This window comes from Variovorax sp. dw_954 (genome assembly GCF_018449755.1).
Classification (GTDB): domain Bacteria; phylum Pseudomonadota; class Gammaproteobacteria; order Burkholderiales; family Burkholderiaceae_C; genus Variovorax.
Map to the genome: position 1 here is coordinate 55,951 of NZ_JAAVVD010000011.1, position 18,915 is coordinate 74,865.

At 64.2% G+C, this 18,915-nt stretch carries 16 protein-coding genes; 8 read left to right on the top strand and 8 right to left on the bottom strand.

The features are described 5' to 3' along the window. Positions 1 to 107 precede the first annotated feature (107 nt). Together HB681_RS18075 and HB681_RS18080 are read right to left on the bottom strand one after the other, a co-directional pair. A complete protein-coding gene (locus HB681_RS18075) occupies positions 108 to 1,130 on the bottom strand; it encodes a beta-propeller fold lactonase family protein (protein ID WP_213956250.1) in 1,023 nt (340 codons plus the stop codon). 38 nt (positions 1,131 to 1,168) lie between these two features. After that, positions 1,169 to 2,209 carry a YeiH family protein gene (locus HB681_RS18080; RefSeq protein WP_256735007.1) on the bottom strand — a complete coding sequence of 347 codons (1,041 nt, stop codon included), beginning with the start codon at positions 2,207 to 2,209 and terminating at the stop codon, positions 1,169 to 1,171. 217 nt (positions 2,210 to 2,426) lie between these two features. Here HB681_RS18080 and HB681_RS18085 point away from each other — a divergent pair, with 217 nt between their 5' ends. Beyond that, positions 2,427 to 3,359, top strand: coding sequence for a LysR family transcriptional regulator (locus HB681_RS18085; protein ID WP_213956252.1), 933 nt, complete (start codon positions 2,427 to 2,429; stop codon positions 3,357 to 3,359). A 125-nt stretch (positions 3,360 to 3,484) separates the two neighbouring features. On the opposite strand, the gene HB681_RS18090 is transcribed toward HB681_RS18085, so the two are convergent. From HB681_RS18090 to HB681_RS18105, 4 genes are all read right to left on the bottom strand, one after another. Further along, positions 3,485 to 4,891 carry an NAD(P)/FAD-dependent oxidoreductase gene (locus HB681_RS18090; protein WP_256734999.1) on the bottom strand — a complete coding sequence of 469 codons (1,407 nt, stop codon included), beginning with the start codon at positions 4,889 to 4,891 and terminating at the stop codon, positions 3,485 to 3,487. A gap of 454 nt (positions 4,892 to 5,345) precedes the next feature. Beyond that, positions 5,346 to 5,822: a 2,4'-dihydroxyacetophenone dioxygenase family protein gene (locus HB681_RS18095; protein WP_213956253.1), complete on the bottom strand. Its 477-nt coding sequence runs from the start codon at positions 5,820 to 5,822 to the stop codon at positions 5,346 to 5,348. A 108-nt stretch (positions 5,823 to 5,930) separates the two neighbouring features. Continuing rightward, entirely contained in the window at positions 5,931 to 6,848 is a 918-nt protein-coding gene (locus HB681_RS18100) for a TauD/TfdA family dioxygenase (RefSeq protein WP_213956430.1), read from the bottom strand. 385 nt (positions 6,849 to 7,233) lie between these two features. Next, positions 7,234 to 8,268 carry an AraC family transcriptional regulator gene (locus tag HB681_RS18105; protein ID WP_213956254.1) on the bottom strand — a complete coding sequence of 345 codons (1,035 nt, stop codon included), beginning with the start codon at positions 8,266 to 8,268 and terminating at the stop codon, positions 7,234 to 7,236. Positions 8,269 to 8,485: 217 nt separating this feature from the next. Here HB681_RS18105 and HB681_RS18110 point away from each other — a divergent pair, with 217 nt between their 5' ends. Further along, entirely contained in the window at positions 8,486 to 9,427 is a 942-nt protein-coding gene (locus HB681_RS18110; RefSeq protein WP_213956431.1) for an alpha/beta hydrolase, read from the top strand. Here the strand turns inward: HB681_RS18110 and HB681_RS18115 are convergent. Continuing rightward, a complete protein-coding gene (locus HB681_RS18115) occupies positions 9,395 to 10,453 on the bottom strand; it encodes an AraC family transcriptional regulator (RefSeq protein ID WP_213956255.1) in 1,059 nt (352 codons plus the stop codon). The two genes, HB681_RS18110 and HB681_RS18115, sit on opposite strands and share 33 nt — an antisense overlap. Positions 10,454 to 10,561: 108 nt before the next feature. On the opposite strand from HB681_RS18115, the gene HB681_RS18120 reads away from it, so the two are divergent. The 6 genes from HB681_RS18120 to HB681_RS18145 are packed head-to-tail and all read left to right on the top strand — an operon-like array spanning position 10,562 to position 17,043. Next, positions 10,562 to 11,617, top strand: coding sequence for a TauD/TfdA family dioxygenase (locus HB681_RS18120; RefSeq protein WP_213956256.1), 1,056 nt, complete (start codon positions 10,562 to 10,564; stop codon positions 11,615 to 11,617). A gap of 25 nt (positions 11,618 to 11,642) precedes the next feature. Further along, the gene (locus HB681_RS18125; protein WP_213956257.1) at positions 11,643 to 12,710 is read left to right on the top strand and encodes a TauD/TfdA family dioxygenase; all 1,068 of its coding nucleotides are present in this window, start codon (positions 11,643 to 11,645) and stop codon (positions 12,708 to 12,710) included. Between the two features lie 29 nt (positions 12,711 to 12,739). After that, positions 12,740 to 13,738: a tripartite tricarboxylate transporter substrate binding protein gene (locus tag HB681_RS18130; RefSeq protein WP_213956258.1), complete on the top strand. Its 999-nt coding sequence runs from the start codon at positions 12,740 to 12,742 to the stop codon at positions 13,736 to 13,738. After that, on the top strand, positions 13,735 to 14,847 hold the full coding sequence (locus HB681_RS18135) for an alpha/beta hydrolase (RefSeq protein ID WP_256735000.1): 1,113 nt from the start codon (positions 13,735 to 13,737) through the stop codon (positions 14,845 to 14,847). The genes HB681_RS18130 and HB681_RS18135 overlap by 4 nt, the downstream gene beginning before the upstream one ends. A gap of 5 nt (positions 14,848 to 14,852) precedes the next feature. Further along, the gene (locus HB681_RS18140) at positions 14,853 to 16,016 is read left to right on the top strand and encodes a zinc-binding dehydrogenase (protein WP_213956433.1); all 1,164 of its coding nucleotides are present in this window, start codon (positions 14,853 to 14,855) and stop codon (positions 16,014 to 16,016) included. A gap of 52 nt (positions 16,017 to 16,068) precedes the next feature. Further along, positions 16,069 to 17,043 carry a tripartite tricarboxylate transporter substrate binding protein gene (locus tag HB681_RS18145; protein WP_213956259.1) on the top strand — a complete coding sequence of 325 codons (975 nt, stop codon included), beginning with the start codon at positions 16,069 to 16,071 and terminating at the stop codon, positions 17,041 to 17,043. A gap of 110 nt (positions 17,044 to 17,153) precedes the next feature. Here the strand turns inward: HB681_RS18145 and HB681_RS18150 are convergent, their stop codons facing one another. Further along, positions 17,154 to 18,545, bottom strand: coding sequence for an NAD(P)/FAD-dependent oxidoreductase (locus HB681_RS18150; protein ID WP_213956261.1), 1,392 nt, complete (start codon positions 18,543 to 18,545; stop codon positions 17,154 to 17,156). Positions 18,546 to 18,915 lie beyond the last annotated feature (370 nt).

The window sequence follows — 18,915 nt, forward strand, 5'->3', positions numbered from 1 at the left end:
GGTGTCAGGGTGAACTAGTTGCTGCGTCTTCGCAGACGATCCGCCGATCAGTGGCCGATTGCCCTCGGCGCGCCTTGCGTCACCCCCTGCGCATTGAAGGCAGCGCCTCAGAAAGCGGGAGCCGCGAGCGTGCCCACGATGCGGTTGCTCGCGCGGTCGACCCTGGACACGCTCAGGTCTTCGTTCAGCACATAGGCGAGCATGCCGTCGCGTGCGAACACGATCGCCTGGCGCGGCTCCTTGAAGCCGGTGATGGTGGAGACGACTTGCTGCGTGGCCACCGAGATCACCGAGACCGTGTTGTCGCCGAGATTGCCCACGTAGACGAACAGTCCGTCGGGCGAGAGCGCGGCGCCATACGGGTCTCTGCCGACCGTGATCGTGGTGGCAATCCTGCGCTTGTCGACGTCGACCACCGCGATCGTGTTGCTGCCGCTGTTGGCGGCAAAGATCGTTTTGCCGTCGGCCGCGACCGAGATGGCGCGCAATTTGTCGAAACCGGTGATTTCGCCCGTGATCCGGTTGGTCGTCGTGTCGACGACCGTGATCTTGTCGCCGAGGAAATTGGTCACGTACAAGGCCTGTCCGTCCGGGCTGAGGCGCACACCCTGCCGTGGCTGCGCAAAGCCGGTGACCACCGCGCGCGGCTGCTGTGCCGCGAGGTCGTAGCGCGTGACGGTATTGGCGGCCTGATTGTTGACGTACAGCGTGCCGCCGTCCTTGCTCAACACGGTGCCGAACGCGCCAGCGCCGACCGGCAGCCTGTTCACGGTCTCAAGGCTCGCGGTATCGATCACGGCGACGGTGCCCAGGCTGCTGTCGGACACGTAGAACTGCCGGCCAGATGGGGCGAAGATGATGTTGCGCGGTGTCACGAAGCCGTGCAGCACGGCGCGCACCTTGCCCGTCGAGAGATCGAAGACGATCACTTCGGGTCGTTCGCTGTACGACACGACGGCGGTACGCTCGTCGGGGCTCAGGGCCAGCGAGTTGTTGTGAATGCTGCCGTCGAAGGTCCAGCGCGCCGTCACTGCGGGGGAGGGCACCGGCTCCGCGGCCATTGTGGTGCTGGCACCGGCCGCGGCCAGAGCGGCAAGGCAGATCGTGGTGGCGAGGGCGAGGTGTTTCATCCGGGGGCTTTCAAGGTCGGTTGCAGGGGCACGCGGCCTTATGCGAACAAGGCGCTGACACCCGAGTGGATGGCGAGGCCACCACCCAACAACCACGCGGCCAGCAGCGCCGCGAGTGCCAGCGGCTTGATGCCCGCCTTGCGGATGGCCGAGGCATGGGTGGTCAGGCCGAGTGCGGCCATCGCCATCGCGAGCAGCGCGGTGTCGATGTCGACCATCACGCCGACGAGCGGCTTGGGCAGGATGGCCAGGGAATTCAGGCCGGCCACCACGACGAAGCCGAACGCGAACCAGGGAATCACGACGCCACCGGACTTCTGCGCAGGCGCCCCTTGGGGCTGCACGTCGCTCGCATCCTTCGATCGCGACAGGTAGGCCGACAGCACGATCAGGAACGGCGCCAGCATCATGACCCGGACCATCTTCGCGATCACGGCCGTGTTGGCTGCTTCTTCGCTGATGGCGCGCCCGGCGGCGACGACTTGCGCGACTTCGTGGATGGTCGAGCCGGCGAAGATGCCGTAGGCGCCCGGCGACATCGAGATCAGCTGGTATTGCTCGTTCAGGTGATAGAGCGCCGGGTACAGGAACATCGCCAGCGTGCCGAACACGACCACGGTGGAGACGGCCACCGTCACCTGTTCGGCACGGCCGCGCACCACCGGCTCGGCCGCCATCACCGCGGCAGCGCCACAGATGGAGCTGCCGGCACCGATCAGCATGGCGGTCTTGCGATCCAGGCCGAGCACGCGGGTGCCGACGAACCACGAGAGCGCGAAGGTGCTGCACAGCACCAGGGCGTCGATCACCACGCCGGCCATGCCGACATTGCCGATGTCCTGGAAGGTCAACCGCAGGCCGTACAGGATGATGCCCAGGCGCAGCAGTTTCTGCTTGGAGAACCCGACGCCGGCGGCGCTGGCCGGTGCGATGCGCGCATAGACCGTGTTGCCCACCAGCATGCCGAGCACGATCGCCAGTGTCAGCGCGCTGATGCCGTTGGCTTGCAGCCAGGCGATCTTGCCAAGCTCGATGGCGACGAGGGCCACGCCACCGGCCAGTGCCAGGCCGGGCAACATGCCGCTGATGCGCGGCCACACGCCGTGCGGTGATGGATGGGATGCGGCGACATTCGACGGCGCGAGGGCATTAGCGTGGGCGGACATGAGGTGTTGGGGATGGGCTGGATTCGACAGGGCGGATTGCATGGGACGGACTTTGAGCCATCTCGATTCATCTGACAAACGGATAGTTTCCGTATAACCTACCTGTAGATCAGGTAGAAAGGATTTCGCCATGCGCCTCACGCTGCGACAACTTCACATCTTCACGGCGGTGGCCGACACCGGCAGCACCACCGCGGCAGGGCTGCAGGTCGCGCTGTCGCAGTCGGCGACCAGCGGCGCGCTGAATGAACTGGAAGCCCTGCTGGACGCGCAGCTGTTCGACCGCGTCGGCAAGCGCCTGGTGCTGAACGACACCGGCCGTGCCCTGCTGCCGCAGGCCAGGGCCGTGCTGGACGGCGCCCAGGGCATCGAGAAGCAGTTCGGCCTGGCCGGCGGGGCCGACAAGGACATGGGACTCGCCACGCACCTGCGCGTGGGCGCCAGCACGACGATCGGCAACTACCTGTTGCCGGCGCTGGTGGCGAGCCACCTGCGCGACTCGCCCGCAACCACCATCGACGTGACCATCGGCAACACCAGCGAGATCGCCACCGCGGTGGCGCGGCTCGAGGTGGACGTGGGGCTGATCGAAGGCCCTTGCCACGAGCCCGAGCTGCATGCGCAGCCCTGGCTCGAAGACGTGCTGGCTATCGTCTGCGCGCCGTCGCATCCGCTGATGCGCGCAGATCTCGGCGCGCGCGTCGGACTGAAGGCATTGCGCACGCAGCGTTGGCTGCTGCGCGAGCCTGGTTCCGGCACCCGCGAGGCGGTCGAGCACGCCTTGCTGCCGCACCTGCACCAATGGGTGCAACCGATGCAGCTCGGCAGCACCGAGGCCATCAAGCAGGCCGCGGCCGAAGGACTGGGCCTGACATGCCTCTCCCTGTGCGCGGTGCAGGACCTGCTGACGCTCCGGAGGCTGGTGCTGGTGAACACGACCCTGCCGCGCCTGGCGCGACGCTTCTACCTGATTCGCCATCGTCAGAAGAAGTTGTCGAACAGCCTGCAGCGCTTCGTCTCGCGTTGCGAGGCGGCAGATCCCAACCGTCTACTGGAGTCTTAGGGCGGCCTCACCTGCGTCTTGGCGGTCGTCGTCTTCAGGTGCGAATACATGGGGAGCGGCCAGAACCGCTGGCTGGGTCTGAACGACCGGCGAGTGTGTCGCCGGTCTTGTGGTGAGTCGTTGCATCAATGCAGCTTGACCCGCGCAACTGTCCGCCGGAACATGAAGCGCGCCGCTGTACCGAGCGCTGTCTTCCACGCACCATGCAAGGCCAGTTCGTGCATCTTGTAGAGCGACATATACATGCCGCGCGCGAAGAGGCCGTCGATCCACAGGTTGCCGCCGACGAGCCGTCCCATCAGGTTGCCCACGGTCGTGTGCCTGCCGAGTGACACCAGGGAGCCGAAATCGCGGTAGCGCCAAGGCTTCATCGGTTTGCCGCGCAAGAGACCAGTGATCTGGCGAAGCACGTGCGCGGCCTGCTGGTGCGCCACCTGCGCGCGCGGTGGCACGTTGCCGTCTTGTCCGATCCAAGGCGCGGCGGCGCAGTCCCCGATGGCGAAAATGGTGTCGTCGCCGGTTGTCTGCAGCGTGGGCTTTACGACAAGCTGGTTGATGTCGTTGCTTTCCAGGCCGTCGAGTTGGGCGAGGAATGCCGGCGCTTTGACGCCGGCAGCCCACACCACCAGTTCAGCGGGAATGGTTTCTCCGTTCGCGAGCTGCACACCGGCGGCGGTGACGGCGGTCACCCTGGCGCTGGTCCGCACGCGAATGTCGAGCTTCTCGAGCAACTGTGTGGCCGCCGCGGAGATGCGCTCGGGCAGCGCGCGCAGCACGCGCGGACCGGCCTCGATCAGGTTGAGCCTGATGTCGCGCTCAGGATCGATGTGGTCCAGGCCGTAGGACACCAGGGCACGCGTGGCGTGGTGCAACTCGGCGGCCAGCTCCACACCCGTTGCACCGGCCCCGATGATGGCGACCTGCAGCTGTTCAGGTCGAAGAGCGGTGCTCTGTGCGTTTGCGCGCATGCATGCATTGACGAGCCGGCGGTGAAACTGCACCGCCAACGCGGGCGTCTCCAGCCGGATCGCGTGTTCCTGGACGCCTGGCGTGCCGAAGTCGTTGTTGAGACTGCCCACGGCAATGACCAGCGTGTCGTAGCCGAACACGCGCGGGCCGGTGACGTGCTCGCCTTGCTCCGCGTCGATGTAGGGCGCCACATGCACCTCGCGCCGCTGCCGGTCCAGGCCCGTCATCTCCCCCATGCAATAGCGGAAGCCGTGCCAGTGCGCCTGGGCGAGATAGTCGACCGCATGCGCGTGCAAATTGACCGTGCCTGCAGCGATCTCGTGCAGATGCGGCTTCCAGAAATGCGTGCGCGCCTTCTCGATCAGCGTGACCTGTGCCGCACCGCGGTGACCCAATTGGTCACCCAACTGAGTGGCCAACTCGAGCCCGCCCGCTCCACCGCCCACGATCACGATGCGATGCACGGGCGTGCCCGATTGGGCGGGGCGTTCCTCGGTGACAACAGTTGCGGTTTCGGTTGCGTGCGCTCCGCGTTGAAGCATCTTGTTCATTGCTCGCGACATTGGGCGACCTTGTTCGGGTTCATGTCGTCAGGAGCCTCAGCGGGCTTGGGGACCCGGGTGACCGATGGAATCCCCGTGCAGTCAGATCAGTTGACTGCGGTGAGGTCTTTCGATGCGACCTGTCGCCACGAACACCGGGCTGCAGGAACCAGTCCATTTCTTCGGGCGCCCAATCGCGGCGCGCGACGCGAACCTCGCGCAAACACTCTCTCAGGAAAGCCATGCTGCTGTTCTCCAGTTGGGGGTGCCGCGCGTGACGCAGCGGCGTCGAAGTAAAGGGGCCGGTTGGAATGTCGAGCAAATCTGTCGCTTGTCTGCTCGCGCAGTACCCGTCTTAGTCGTCCACGATCAACCTGAAACAGCGGGCACGTTCAGCTGAATGCACACGACGCAAGAGCCTCAGCGGGCCAGGCTTGGAGCCTTGGGTGCCCGCAAGGATCTCCGTGCGATCAGCTCAGTTGAACGCCGTGAGGTCTTTGGCCTCGATGCCGTGCTGCTCGCAATAGGCCAGATAGCGCTTCAGCGAGGTCTTCCAGTTTTCGGATGCGATGACGTTCTCGTTCTCGTCGAGGAACAGGAGTTCGCCGTTCACCTGCACCAGCGTGGTCACGTAGCCGCTGGCGCCTGCCGAGACGGGTTCATAGGTGTGGCTCGATGCGGCGGTCTCGTACACGATGCTGTCGGGCCCGGCGGTCCAGTCGTGTTCCTTGTATTTCCACTGGCCTTCGATGGTGTAGACCATGACCGTGCCGGTGTGGTGGTGCTTGGGCAATTGGACGCCCATCGGGGCCTTCATCATGACGATCCATTCGCCCTTGATCGGGTCGAGCTTGAAGTACTTCAGCAGGATGGTGTCTGCATAGGGCACGAGCGGGACCCAGGGCAGGGATGCGCCATCGGTGACTGCGGTATCGACTTGTTGGTAGAGCATGTTTGTCTCCGTGAGAGAGGTGGGGTTGAGAAATGGTTTTTGAACGTGCCAGGGCTGCCCGCCGTGTTGGCGGTGCCCTGGATTTGCCGCGGGAACTGGTGGGTGGGTTCAGCTCAGCGCGGTGCCCGTGAGGGTGGCGCGAAGCATCTTGCGTGGCGCCTTGCCGTAGTCGGCCACGGCGTAGTGCTGGACCGCCAGGTTGTCCCACATGGCAACCGTGTTGTTTCTCCACTTCAGGCGCACCTGGTATTCCGGAATCGCGGCCTGGGAGGTCAGGTAGTTCAGCAGGTGATGCGCCTCCGGCATGAAGTCCTGGCCGTACCGGATGTCGTCGAAGTTGTAGAAGTTCGAGAAATGGGTCGTGAACACGGTGTTGACGTACAAAACCTTCTCGCCCGTCTCAGGGTGCGTGAGCACCACCGGGTGCTCGGCGGCGGGGTTCTTCGCGGCCATCGCGTGACGGTCTGCGATCGGCATCTGGGCGCCAAAGGCGTGCTCGGCACTGTGCTTGGCGTACAGGCCATCGATGCGTTGCTTGATGGCCTCGGGCAGCTTCTCGTAGGCCATCACCATGTTGGACCAGATGGTGTCGCCGCCGGTGTCCGGACCCAGTTCGCAGCGCAGGATTGCGCCGCGCGGGGGCGCCTTCTTGTAGGTGACATCGGCATGCCAGATGTTTTCGCGGCTGGCCTTCTCGACGAAGCCCTCGGGCTTGCTCGGGTCGAGATTGCGGTACAGCGCCAGCAGCTTGTCCGCCTCGGGATGGCTCGGCGCAAAGGGATGGCTTTCGAGTTCGGCGAATTGAGCGGCAAAGTTCTGCTGCTCCATCGGCGAGATGTCCTGATCGCGAAAGAACAGCACCTTGTGCTTGAGCCACAGCGCACGGATTTCGGCAATGGCGTCAGGGTCGTGGGCGGCATCGGCCAGGCTGATGTTGCTGAGTTCGGCGCCGATGGCGGGCGTGCAAAGCTCCACCTTGATCGAATGCTGGCGCACCGATGGCCGGACGATGGCCGGTGCGGCCATGGGCGTTGCTTGTGGGGTGGCTTGCAGGGTGGATTGCGGGGTTGTGGCGGTTGCTGTCATTGATGTCTCCAATCTGTGTTTGAGCGGGGCGGATCAGTAGCTACGTCCGACAGATGTGGCTGAACAGGAAGGGCCACTGGTTCGTTCGTCTACGGGCTCAATGGTAGATATTGGGGCCGCGAGCTGATTTCAGGGGTGGGACAATTTCGTTCAAAATTGGGACACCGGAGCCAGGAGGCAGCAAGGCTGGCAAGCCGATGGCGAAAGCGCTTCGGCACAGTCCGTGCGGCCGCCAATTGCGGGCAGCGGCGATCTGCAACTTCAGGAACGTATGGGGAGCAGTGCAGGAGTTCAGGCAGCTAGCGTGCCTCTCGCACCTGCGTTCTCAGTTCTGCGAGATGGGCCGGGCTGCCGCCTTGCCCTGCCGGTGGTGGGCCGCCCAATCCGAGGGTGTCTTGCCGAACTGACTGCGGAACCAGCTGGAAAAGTGAGTGCTGGAGGAAAAGCCCAGGAGTTCGGCGACCTCGTACAACCTGCGTTTGCTGTGGGCCAGGTACTCCTCGGCTAGTTCAGCACGTACAGCATTGATGACCGTCGTGACACTCTCACCTTCGGCCGCCAGCTGTCGGTTCAGGGTGCGTCGATGCATGCCAAGGTGCTGGGCAACCCGATCCACCGAGCAAAGTCCGCTGGGCAGCAGCATCTTGACGATCTCGCGTGTCCGCTGCGCCGGCTCGTCGGGGATGTTGACCAGCTGCATCTCCAGCCATCGTTTCACCTCGCGGTTCAGCTTCGGGTCTGCAGCAGGAATTGGCACATCCAGGTCGCGGCCGCGGCAAACGATGGCATTGGATTCCTGGGAGAAATCCATGGCCCTTCCCAGCACGCGGCGATGCACCGCAAGGCTGGCGGGCCGCTCGTGGGTGAAAAGGAACCGTTCCGGCCGGAAGGTATCGCCACTGAGCACTCTCAACACCCGCAGTACGACGCCCATCGCCTGTTCGATGGCCTGGCGCCGGAAGCCCTCGTGCTTCATGTTCACACCTACATGTATCAGCACGAAGTCGCCTTCGTCTTCGAGGCGCAATTGCACGGCGGCGTTGTGCAGCCGCATGTAGCGGACAAACGATTCCAATGCTGCGCGAAGCGTTGGCTCCTCGCGCATCGCCAGGGCCAGCATGCCCAGGTTGGCCAGGCTTCTCGTTTCCGCGAGCAAAAGTCCGAAGGCCTCCTGGCCGGACAGGCGGGCCGACTCCTCCAGCAGCCATGCAACCGAATCGGCACTGATCATCAGATTCGGATCGTCGAGGACGGCGGCTGGCAGCTTGGCCATTCGCAGCATGCGAAACGGATCGAGCCCGACCAGACGGGCGACGTGTTCGTAGTCGGTCAGGCTGGCACTTCGCGTCAGAGTATTCATCGCTGTCACCTGTCCCAATTTTGAAATATTGTGTCCCAAGTAAAACGGCTTGCGCAAGCGACCAAGGCTATCTTGGAGGCTGATAATTTTGGAAGAGGAGTAGACAATGGAGATGAGCGCTTCAACGAACATTGTTCGGCCGCGCCCCCTGGGGCAAGTGGATGCCGACAACCCTGACGCGTTCAATCACTGCTTTGCCGAAGTCAACGGCATTCGCATGCATTACGTCGACGAAGGTCAGGGCCCGCTCGTCATCCTGCTGCATGGATTTCCATACCTCTGGTACATGTGGAGGCGCCAGATCGGGGCCCTGGCCGAAGCCGGCTATCGGGTCGTCGCGCCCGACCTGCGGGGTTTCGGGCAGACCGACCGTTCAGTCTCCATTGAAGCCTACGACATGAGTCGGGCAGTGGGCGACATGGTCGGCCTGATGCGAGCCCTCGACGAGACATCCGCCGTCATCGTCGGACACGACCTGGGCGCCTGGGTCGCTCAAGCGTCCGCCATGCTCAGGCCCGACCTGTTTCGAGCCCTCGTCATGCTCAACACACCGGTGCCGCCCAGGGGCAAGGAATGGCCAAGCGTCGTCTGGCGCGCAATGGGGAAGGACAAGACCTTCTACCAGTTGTACTTCCAGCAAGTCGGCAAGCCCGACCGGGAAATGTCGCGCGACCCACGCAAGACCTTGCGCAGCATCTTCTATTCCATCTCCGGTGACGCGACTGGCAAGGAGCGCTGGCGCTTGTTCGTCGAGCCTGGAGAAACCATCCTCGACACGCTCACCGAGCCAAAGGTCTTCCCTCCCTGGCTGAGCCCGCGGGCCCTCGACTACTACGTCGACGAATTCACGCGCACGGGATTCACCGGCGCCCTGAACTACTACCGCTGCAGGGACCGCAACTGGGAAATCACGGCCTTTCTCGAGGGCGCGGTGGTGAGCCAACCGAGCCTCTTCATCGGGGGTGCTGCCGATCCGGCCTTCGAACAGATCGTCGGCGCCTATGACCAACTCGAAGCGTATCTGCTCGGCCTGCGGAAAAAGGTAATGCTGCCTGGCGTGGGCCATAGCGCGGCAGAAGAACGGCCTGATCAGGTCAACGATCTGCTGCTGGAATTTCTCGAGCAGCTAGCGCCGGTCGATGCCGCGCGAGTGCGTTGATTCGGCCTCCGTTCGAAGGTGGTTGGCTCCCACGTCAGCCTCGTCCAACGTCCAACTCGCGACAGGTATCCCGAACTCGCTGCGGAACCAGCGCGCGAAGGATTGGGGCGCGCTGAAACCCAGCAGCATCGCCAGTTCGTTGCGCGAGCGCGCCGGGCCGGCCAGATAACGTGGAGCGAGTTCGCGCCGGACCTCGCGCATTAGCGCATTGAACGAGGTGGCCTCGCGGTCCAGGTGGCGGCGGAGGGTCCTCACATCCATTGCCAACTGTGCGGCGATGTTGACCTGGGAACAGTGGTCGGTTCCCAGCGCCGCCAGGATCAGGCGGCGCACCTGGTCCGCAGTCGATCGCGGGGTACCCATGTTCAGCGTTTGCACGTAGTCATGCGCATAGCGTCCGAGTTGGGAACTGGTTGACAGCGGGCGATCCAGGTCGACGCGCTTGAGGACGATGCCGTTGATCGCCTCCTTGAAGCTTGCCCTGTTCGAGAACACGCGCCGGATGACCCGCAGATCGCGCGGCGCCTCGTGCATGAAGCAGACGCGGTCGGGCTCCCATCCCTCGGGCAACGCCTGCTTGAGAAAGCGGTACACCACTGTGATCGACTGATCCAGCGACTGCCGCGTGGACGTATGGCGCCCCACGTATTCAAAGCACAGGCGCCCCTGCCGCGTGTCCTCTTCCAGCCAGATCTGAAGGGATTCGGTGTGCAGGTGGATGTAGCTGGAGAGCATCTGCAACGACGCGCGCACGTTGCTCTGTTCGCGGACCAGGAAGGCCAGCGGTCCCAGCACGAGGAACGGCCTGGATTCGGCCAGTCGCACGCCGAAATCCTCCCAGCCCGAGCGCTCGGCCGAGCGCTCCAGCAACTGGCCGATGGACTCGGAAGGCACCCTGAGGTCCGGGTCGTTCAGGCAGGCGGGATCGATCCCGACTTCGCGCAGCATCGCCAGGGGGTCGAGTCCGCCGGCTTGCGCCATGGCGGCGTAGTTGGTCAAGGAGGCACTGCGCGAGAGGGGCTTCATGGTTTACCCGTGCTGTCCGAATATGTTCAGTGTATGGCCGTTTATGTTCATTGCGCGATGGCGCAATCCCTACGCTTGAGCCTGTTCACATGCAAACCAGGAGACACCATGAACTTCAGCGATCGTCCCTACGAACACGCCAGCGCCTGGCGAGGCGACGCCATGAGCCGATCCAGCGAATGGATCGTGAGGCTGGACGCGCAGGACAACGAACTGCTGCACCGCGCGGTGTGCGATGCGCGATCTGCCGGGCTCGGCATTCCGGGGCTGCGCCGCTCGGACATTGACCTCGGGCCGCTGGGCGCCAAGTTGCAGGCCATGCAACAGGAGATCCTGCAGGGGCGCGGCTTCGTCCTGCTGCGCGGCTTCGACATCGACCGCTATACGCTGGAGGACGCGGCGCTGGCCTACTGGTGCATCGGCGCCTACCTGGGGCAAGGCGCTGCACAGAACGCGCAGGGCGACGTGCTGGGCCATGTCACGAACCTGGGCGCGGACTTTCGGGCCGATCCGAATGCGCGCGGCTATCAGACTCGCCAGAGCCTGCCCTACCACAACGACCTCATGGACATCGTCGGCCTGCTGTGCATTCATCCGGCCCGCGTGGGTGGCATATCCCGCATCGTCAGTTCAACGGCGATCCACAACGAGGTGCTCAGGCAGCGCCCGGATCTGCTGCGCCTGGCCTACGAAGACTTCGTCATGGATCGCCGCGGCGAAGCGCCCGAAGGCAAGGGGCCGCACTACGCTATCCCGCTGTTTGCCCGCACAGGTGGCCATCTGTTCGTTCGCTACAACCGGACCTATGTCGAGTCCGCGCAGCGCTTCCCCGATGTGCCGCGACTGAGCGACGCACAGATCGAGTTGCTCGATCTGATAGACCGGCTGTGCAACGACGAGAAGATGCACCTGTCGATGGAGCTGGCGCGCGGTGACATGCAGTTCATCAGCAACCACACCACGCTGCATTCGCGCACGGACTATGAAGACGGCCCGGATCCCAGCCAGCGGCGCCTTCTTCTGAGGCTGTGGCTCAACACCGGCTTCTTCCAGCAGTTTCCAGCTGCGTACCAGGATCGCCTGGAGGACACGGTCGCCTGGCAGAAGAATCCTCGGCCACCGATCTTCGACGTTTCGGCGGTGCAGGTGGAACTGGCCCACTAGCCATCCGCAAAAAGGAGACTGGCCCATGACAACCACCCCTGTTTCAGTTCCGCGCGCCTACCTGCACCCCTGCGCATGGAAAGGCGAGGATCTCTGCGCTCGCAGCGACTGGACCATTCAACTGGATCCGGGCGACATTGCCGAGCTCGAATCAGCACTCGCGCTCGTCAAGTCGCGGGGCATCGGGATTCCCGGGCTTTCCGGGAGTGACTTCGTCATTCCCCGGCTTGCCCGGAAGATGAATTCCGTCCTGAATCAGCTGGAAGACGGGCGCGGTTTCGCCCTGCTCCGCGGCCTGCCCGTCGGGCGCTATTCGAAAGCGGACGCCGCAACCATCTACTGGGGCCTCGGGGCGCATCTCGGCCAGGCCTTCGCGCAGAACGCCCAGGGCGACATGCTCGGCCACGTGCGCGATCTGGGTGCGAACTGGAACACCGAAATGCGTGCGCGCGGGTACCACACGCGATCGCATCTTCCCTTCCACAACGACTCCACCGACGTCGTCGGCTTGCTGTGCCTGCAAAAGGCGAAGCAGGGCGGCACTTCTCGCATCGTCAGTGCCGCCGCGATCCACAACGAATTCGTGGCTCGACGCCCCGACCTGTGGGCGGTGATGTGCGAACCCTTCTGTGTGGACCGCCGCGGCGAAGAAAACGTCGGACAGAAGCGCTATTACGTGACGCCATGCTTCAACCACCTGGATGGCCGCTTGTTCGTTCGGTACAACCGCACGTACATCGAATCTGCACAACGCTTCGCAGAGGTTCCGCGCCTGAGCCCGGAGCAGATGGAAGCGCTCGATCTGATGGACTCCTTGTGCAGCGACCCGGCTTTCCATATGGAGATGTCCTTCGAGCCCGGCGACATGCAGTTCCTGAACAACTACGTGGTGCTGCATTCGCGCGGCGACTATGAGGACTGGCCCGAGGTCGAGCGCAAGCGGCACCTGCTGAGGCTATGGCTGCGGACGCCGGGCTTCTCGCGCTTGCCCGCGCCCTTCGCCGATCGCAACGCCGACATGACGGCCTGGCAACAGCACCCACGCCCGCCGGCGTTCGACGTTGCCGAAATCGAGACCGTGCTTGCGCACTGAGCTTTTTCTTCCACGAGAAAGTACCCACCATGTGCCTCCCGACTCTCCTGCCGTCTGCACGGCGCTACTTCCTGACCCTGGCAGCGGCCATCGTGGCGATGGCTGCATCCGGCATCACTGCCGCCGAGACGCCCTACCCGAATCGACCGATCACGCTGGTCGTCCCTTTTTCGCCGGGCGGCGAGACCGACATCTTTGCGCGCACCCTCTCTCACGAGTTCGGCAAGGCGCTGGGGCAGCCGGTCATCATCGTGAACCGCGGCGGCGCCACCGGCGCGATCGGCACCGAGAGCGTGGCGCGCAGCAAGCCCGACGGCTACACCCTCGTCTTCGGCACGGCTGCGACACACGCGCTGAACATGTCGGCATACAAAAGCCTGTCCTACCATCCGTTGAAGGACTTCGAACCTGTCGCATTGGTCGGAACCGTGCCGGTGGTCCTGTACGCGAATCCCTCCATGCCTCGCAGCGCGCGCGATTTCATCGAGAAGCTCAAGGCCAACCCGAACAAGTTCTTCTTCGGCTCCTCAGGCCTGAGCACGACCTACCTCAGCATGGAGTTGTTCAAGAAAGCGGCCACTGTGTCTGCAACAGTCGTGCCTTTCAAGGGCAATGGTGAGGCGATTCAAGCTCTCGTCGGCGGACAGGTGCAGTTCGGGGGAGGGTCTCTTGGTGTTGGGCGGGAGCTCGTCAAGGCGGGGAAACTGAACGCGCTCGCTGTCTTCAGCAGCAAGCGACTCGCGGCGGCGCCCGAGATTCCGACCTTGTTCGAGGCCACTTCGACACCGCTGGAAGTCGGCTCGTGGAACGTCGTCATGGCACCTGCCGGAACGCCGAAGGACATCGTCGACCGCCTGAACGCCGCGTTGAACGAGGTGATGAAGAGGCCGGCCATCCAGGCCCAGCTTGCCGGGTACGGCATCAGTCCCGTCAGCGATTCGACACCCGCGAGCACGGCGAAATTCGTGGCGAGTGAAATCGCGAAATTCGATTCGGCATTCAAGCTTTCCGGCGCCGAGGCCGAATGAGCCCGGCGCCCGGCATCAGGGCTGACGTCGATACCAGGAACTTTCAAAAATTGGACCAGACAATGAAAACGAACGTCGCAACAAAGGCCGATCCAGTGCACGCCGCATGGGGGCAAGCGGATGCCGACGACCCCGGCGCCTTCAATCACTGCTTCGCCGAGGTCAACGGCATCCGCATGCACTACGTCGACGAGGGGCAAGGTCCGCTCGTCATCCTGCTGCATGGCTTTCCGTACCTCTGGTACATGTGGCGACGTCAGATCCTGGCGCTGGCCGAGGCCGGCTATCGTGTCGTCGCCCCCGACCTGCGTGGATACGGGCAAAGCGACCGGCCGGATGCGGTTGAAGCCCACGACGTCAGCCAACACGTCGGAGACGTCGTCGGCCTGATGGCAGCCCTGGGCGAAGCATCGGCCACGGTCGTCGGGCACGATGTGGGCGCATCGGTGGCTCAATCAGCAGCCATGATGAGACCGGATCTGTTCCACAGCCTCGTGATGCTCAGCACGCCCCTGCCCCCGCGCGGAAGGATCAGGCCGACCATCGGCTTGCGGGAGATGGCGAAGGGCAGGATGCACCACCATCTGTACTTCCTGGCGCTCGGCAATCCAGATCGCGAGTTGGCCAGCGATACGCGCAAGACCTTGCGCAGCATCTACTACTCGGTCTCGGGCAGCGCCGTGGGCGCCGATCGCTGGCGCGTGTTCTTCGAGCCCGGCGAGTCCATTCTCGACGCCTTCACGGATCCGAAGGAGTTCCCGTCGTGGCTGAGCGCGCGGGCGATCGACTACTACGTCGATGAGTACACGCGCACGGGGTTCACCGGCACGCTGAACTTCTATCGCTGCCGCGACCGGAACTGGGAGATCACGTCATTCCTGGACGGCGCGGTGATCCGCCAGCCGAGCATGTTCATCGGCGGTGGGGCCGACCCCTCCCTCGAGCCCGTCGAATTCCGGGGTCGCTATGACCAGCTCGACGCCTATCTTCCGGGATTGCAGAAGAAGGTGCTGCTGCCTGGTGTAGGCCACGGTGCGGCGGAAGAACGTCCAGATCAAGTCAACGAATTGCTCCTGGGATTTCTCGCACAGCACCCCGGATGCCAGTGAAAGTGATGACCAGCTCTATCGCCCGTTCGGGTCTTCAATTGCGCTCGATGGTTCGGCAGGACGCCATGCTCGAGCTCTCGCTCGTCAGCCTCGCCATCCCGGACCCAGCGCCAGACGAAGTAGTCATACGTGTCGAGGCCTCGCCGCTCAACCCTTCCGATCTTGCGCTGCTGTTGGCAGGTGCCGACATCAACTCGGCGCAAGCATCGGGGACCGTGGATCTTCCGGTATTGACAGCCAGCATCCCTGGCCAGGCAATGGGCGCCCTCGCCGATCGCGTGAACAAGCCCTTGCCGGTCGGCAATGAGGGCGCCGGCGTGGTGGTCAGGGCAGGCGCTTCCGACGCAGCGCAAGCGTTGCTGGGCAAGACGGTTGCCGTGTTGGGCCGCGCCATGTATGCGCAGTATCGATGCCTTCCTGCAGAGGCTTGCCTCGTGCTGCCAGAAGGAACGACTGCAGCACAGGGGGCGTCGTGTTTCATCAATCCACTCACTGCACTGAGCATGGTTGAAACCATGCGGCGTGAAGGCCATTCAGCACTGGTCCATACCGCCGCAGCATCCAGCCTCGGCCGGATGCTGAATCGGCTTTGCTTGCGAGACAACATCGGCTTGGTCAACGTTGTTCGCAAAGCAGAGCAGGAAAGAATCCTGCGGGCTGACGGTGCGATGTACGTGTGCAACGCCAGTTCCCCCACCTTTCTTCGGGACTTGACTCAAGCGATCGCAGCGACCGGCGCCACGATCGGCTTCGATGCCACCGGTGGCGGCGAGTTGGCCGGAGAAATCCTGTCATGCATGGAGGCGGCATTGAAAACGATAGAAGGAGAAAGCCACAGCTTCTATGGTTCCATGACGCACAAGCAGATTTACCTCTATGGACGCTTGGACAGCAGGCCCATCAGCTTCACCCAGACCTTTGGCACGGCCTGGGGAATGGGTGGCTGGCTGCTGACGCCGTTTCTGCAGAAACTGGGACCGGCCGCCGTGCGGCAGTTGAGAGAACGGGTAGCCCAGGAATTGAATACGACATTCGCCAGCCAATTCTCGAAGGAGATTTCGTTGGCGCAGGCGCTGCAGCCGGAAACGATCGCGGCCTACGCCAAACATGCGACCGGCGAGAAATACCTGATCAATCCGAGCAAGGACATGTCAGTACCAACCTCGTGACGACACCGATTCGTGACGAGGCCAATGCCCTGGCAACAAGGAGACGAATGACATGACGAACAACATGACCCTCTCGCGCCGCCGCATGCTGGCAAGCGCGGTCCTGCTGGCCGCCGCGCCGTGGCAGGCCGTTCGGGCTGACCAGCCGATCCGGCTGGTGGCGCCCTTCTCGGCCGGGGGCGGCACTGACGTGATAGGCCGCCTCCTGGCCCAGGGACTGGGCAAGGAACTGGGCACCACGGTGATCGTGGACAACCTGGCCGGCGCTACCGGCACCATCGGCGCAGCCCAGGTGGCGCGCGCCGCACCGGATGGGCGCACCTTGTTGCTGGGTCCCACCGCCACGATGGCCATCGCGCCGGCCTTGTTCCATAGCCTGCGCTACGACACGGCCAAGGACTTCATCGCCCTGGCCCCCATCGCCCATGGTGGCAACGTGGTGGCGGCCAACCCCGGCTATCCTGCCAACACCGTGCCCGAGATGGTGGCGCTGGCCAGGCGCACGGGCGAGCCGGTGGTCTATGCCTCCTGGGGCAACGGCTCCGCCGGCCACCTCGCGATGGAGAGCATTCGCGCGTTGACCGGCATCAAGACGGAACACGTGCCCTACAAGGGCGCGGGGCCGCTGGTGCAGGACCTGATTGGCGGGCAGGTCCAGGTGGGCATGGTGGACCTGGCGGGCGCACTGCCGCAAATCCGCGCGGGCAAGATCAAGGCGCTGGCCGTGACCGGCCGCAAGCGTTCGTCGGCGCTGCCGCAGGTGCCCACGCTGGCAGAGGGCGGCATCGCCTTCGACACCGAAAGCTGGTATGGCCTCTTCGGCCCCGCGCGCATGCCCGACGCCGAGGCGCAGAAGATCGCCCAGGCGGCCGAGAAGGTGCTGCGCCAGCCCGAGCTGATTGCCCGCATCAAGGATTTCGGCCTGGACCCCGAGCCCATGTCGCGCGCGGACTTCGACAAGGAATGGCGTGCCGACATGGTGACCTGGGCACGCCTGGTGCAGCAAAGCGGCGCCAAGGTGGATTGAGTAGATGTGGTTGCGAACGGCCGGCTTCGGTCGATTGCCAGCCCCAACGCCGACATGGAGGTAAGTTCGGCGGCAGCACTGACAGCCTGGTCGTGCGGATCGCGCAATGATCAGTGCGGCTTCACCCGCGCCACCGTCCGTCGGAACATGAAGCGCGCCGCGGTACCGAGCGCTGTCTTCCACGCACCATGCAAGGCCAGTTCGTGCATCTTGTAGAGCGACATGTACATCCCGCGCGCGAAGAGGCCGTCGATCCAGAGGTTGCCGCCGACGAGTCGTCCCATCAGGTTGCCCACGGTCGTGTGCCTGCCGAGTGACACCAGGGAGCCGAAGTCGCGGTAGCGCCAAGGCTTCATCGGTTTGCCGCGCAAGAGACCGTTGATCTGCCGAAGCACGTGCGTGGCCTGCTGGTGCGCCACCTGCGCGCGCGGTGGCACGTTGCCGTCTTGTCCGAGCCAGGGCGCGGCGGCGCAATCCCCGATGGCGAAAATGGTGTCGTCGCCGGTGGTCTGCAGCGTGGGCTTTACGACGAGCTGGTTGATGTCGTTGCTTTCCAGGCCGTCGAGTTGGGCGAGGAATGCCGGCGCTTTGACGCCGGCAGCCCACACCACCAGTTCAGCGGGAATGGTCTCTCCGTTCGCGAGCTGCACACCGGAAGCGGTGACGGCGGTCACCCTCGCGCTGGTCCGCACGCGAACGTCGAGCTTCTCGAGCAACTGTGTGGCCGCCGCGGAGATGCGCTCGGGCAGCGCGCGCAGCACGCGCGGACCGGCCTCGATCAGGTTGAGCCTGATGTCGCGCTCAGGATCGATGCGATCCAGGCCGTAGGACACCAGGGCACGCGTGGCGTGGTGCAACTCGGCGGCCAATTCCACACCCGTTGCACCGGCCCCGATGATGGCGACCTGCAGCTGTTCAGGTCGAAGATCGGTGCTCTGTGCATTTGCGCGCATGCATGCATTGACGAGCCGGCGGTGAAACTGCACCGCCTGCGCGGGCGTCTCCAGCCGGATCGCGTGTTCCTGGACGCCAGGCGTGCCGAAGTCGTTGTTGAGACTGCCCACGGCAATGACCAGCGTGTCGTAGCCGAACACGCGCGGGCCGGTGACGCGCTCGCCCTGCTCCGCGTCGATGTAGGGCGCCACATGCACCTCGCGCCGCTGCCGGTCCAGGCCCGTCATCTCCCCCATGCAATAGCGGAAGCCGTGCCAGTGCGCCTGGGCGAGGTAGTCGACCGCATGCGCGTGCAAATTGACCGTGCCGGCAGCGATCTCGTGCAGATGCGGCTTCCAGAAATGCGTGCGCGCCTTCTCGATCAGCGTGACCTGTGCCGCACCGCGGCGACCCAATTGGTCACCCAGCTGAGTGGCCAACTCGAGCCCGCCCGCCCCACCGCCCACGATCACGATGCGATGCAGGGGCGTGCCCGAGCTGAGTCCTCTGGCACCGCCTCCGACAACAACGATTGGATGAACGGCTTCGCCGGTCTTGTTCGCGTTCATGTTGCCAGAAGCCTCAGCGGGCTTGGGGAGCCTGGTGGCCGATGAGATCCACGTGCGATCTGATCAGTTGACTGCGGTGGGGTCTTTCGATGCGACCTGTCGCCTCGAACACCGGTCTGCAGGAACCAGTCCATTTCTTCGGGCGCCCAATCGCGGCGGGCGGCGCGAACCTCGCGCAAACACTCTCTCAGGAAAGCCATGGCTGTTCTCCAAGTGCGGGTGCCGCGCGGACGCAGCGGCGTCGAAGCAAAGGGCCGGTTGGCCTTCTCAGAGCAAATTTATCGCTCGTGGTGGTGGACACGGCAGGCCGAAAAATCGGCCTGCGTGCCCACGGTCAAGATCGCCTGCGCGCGACCCGGGTGGCCATTGA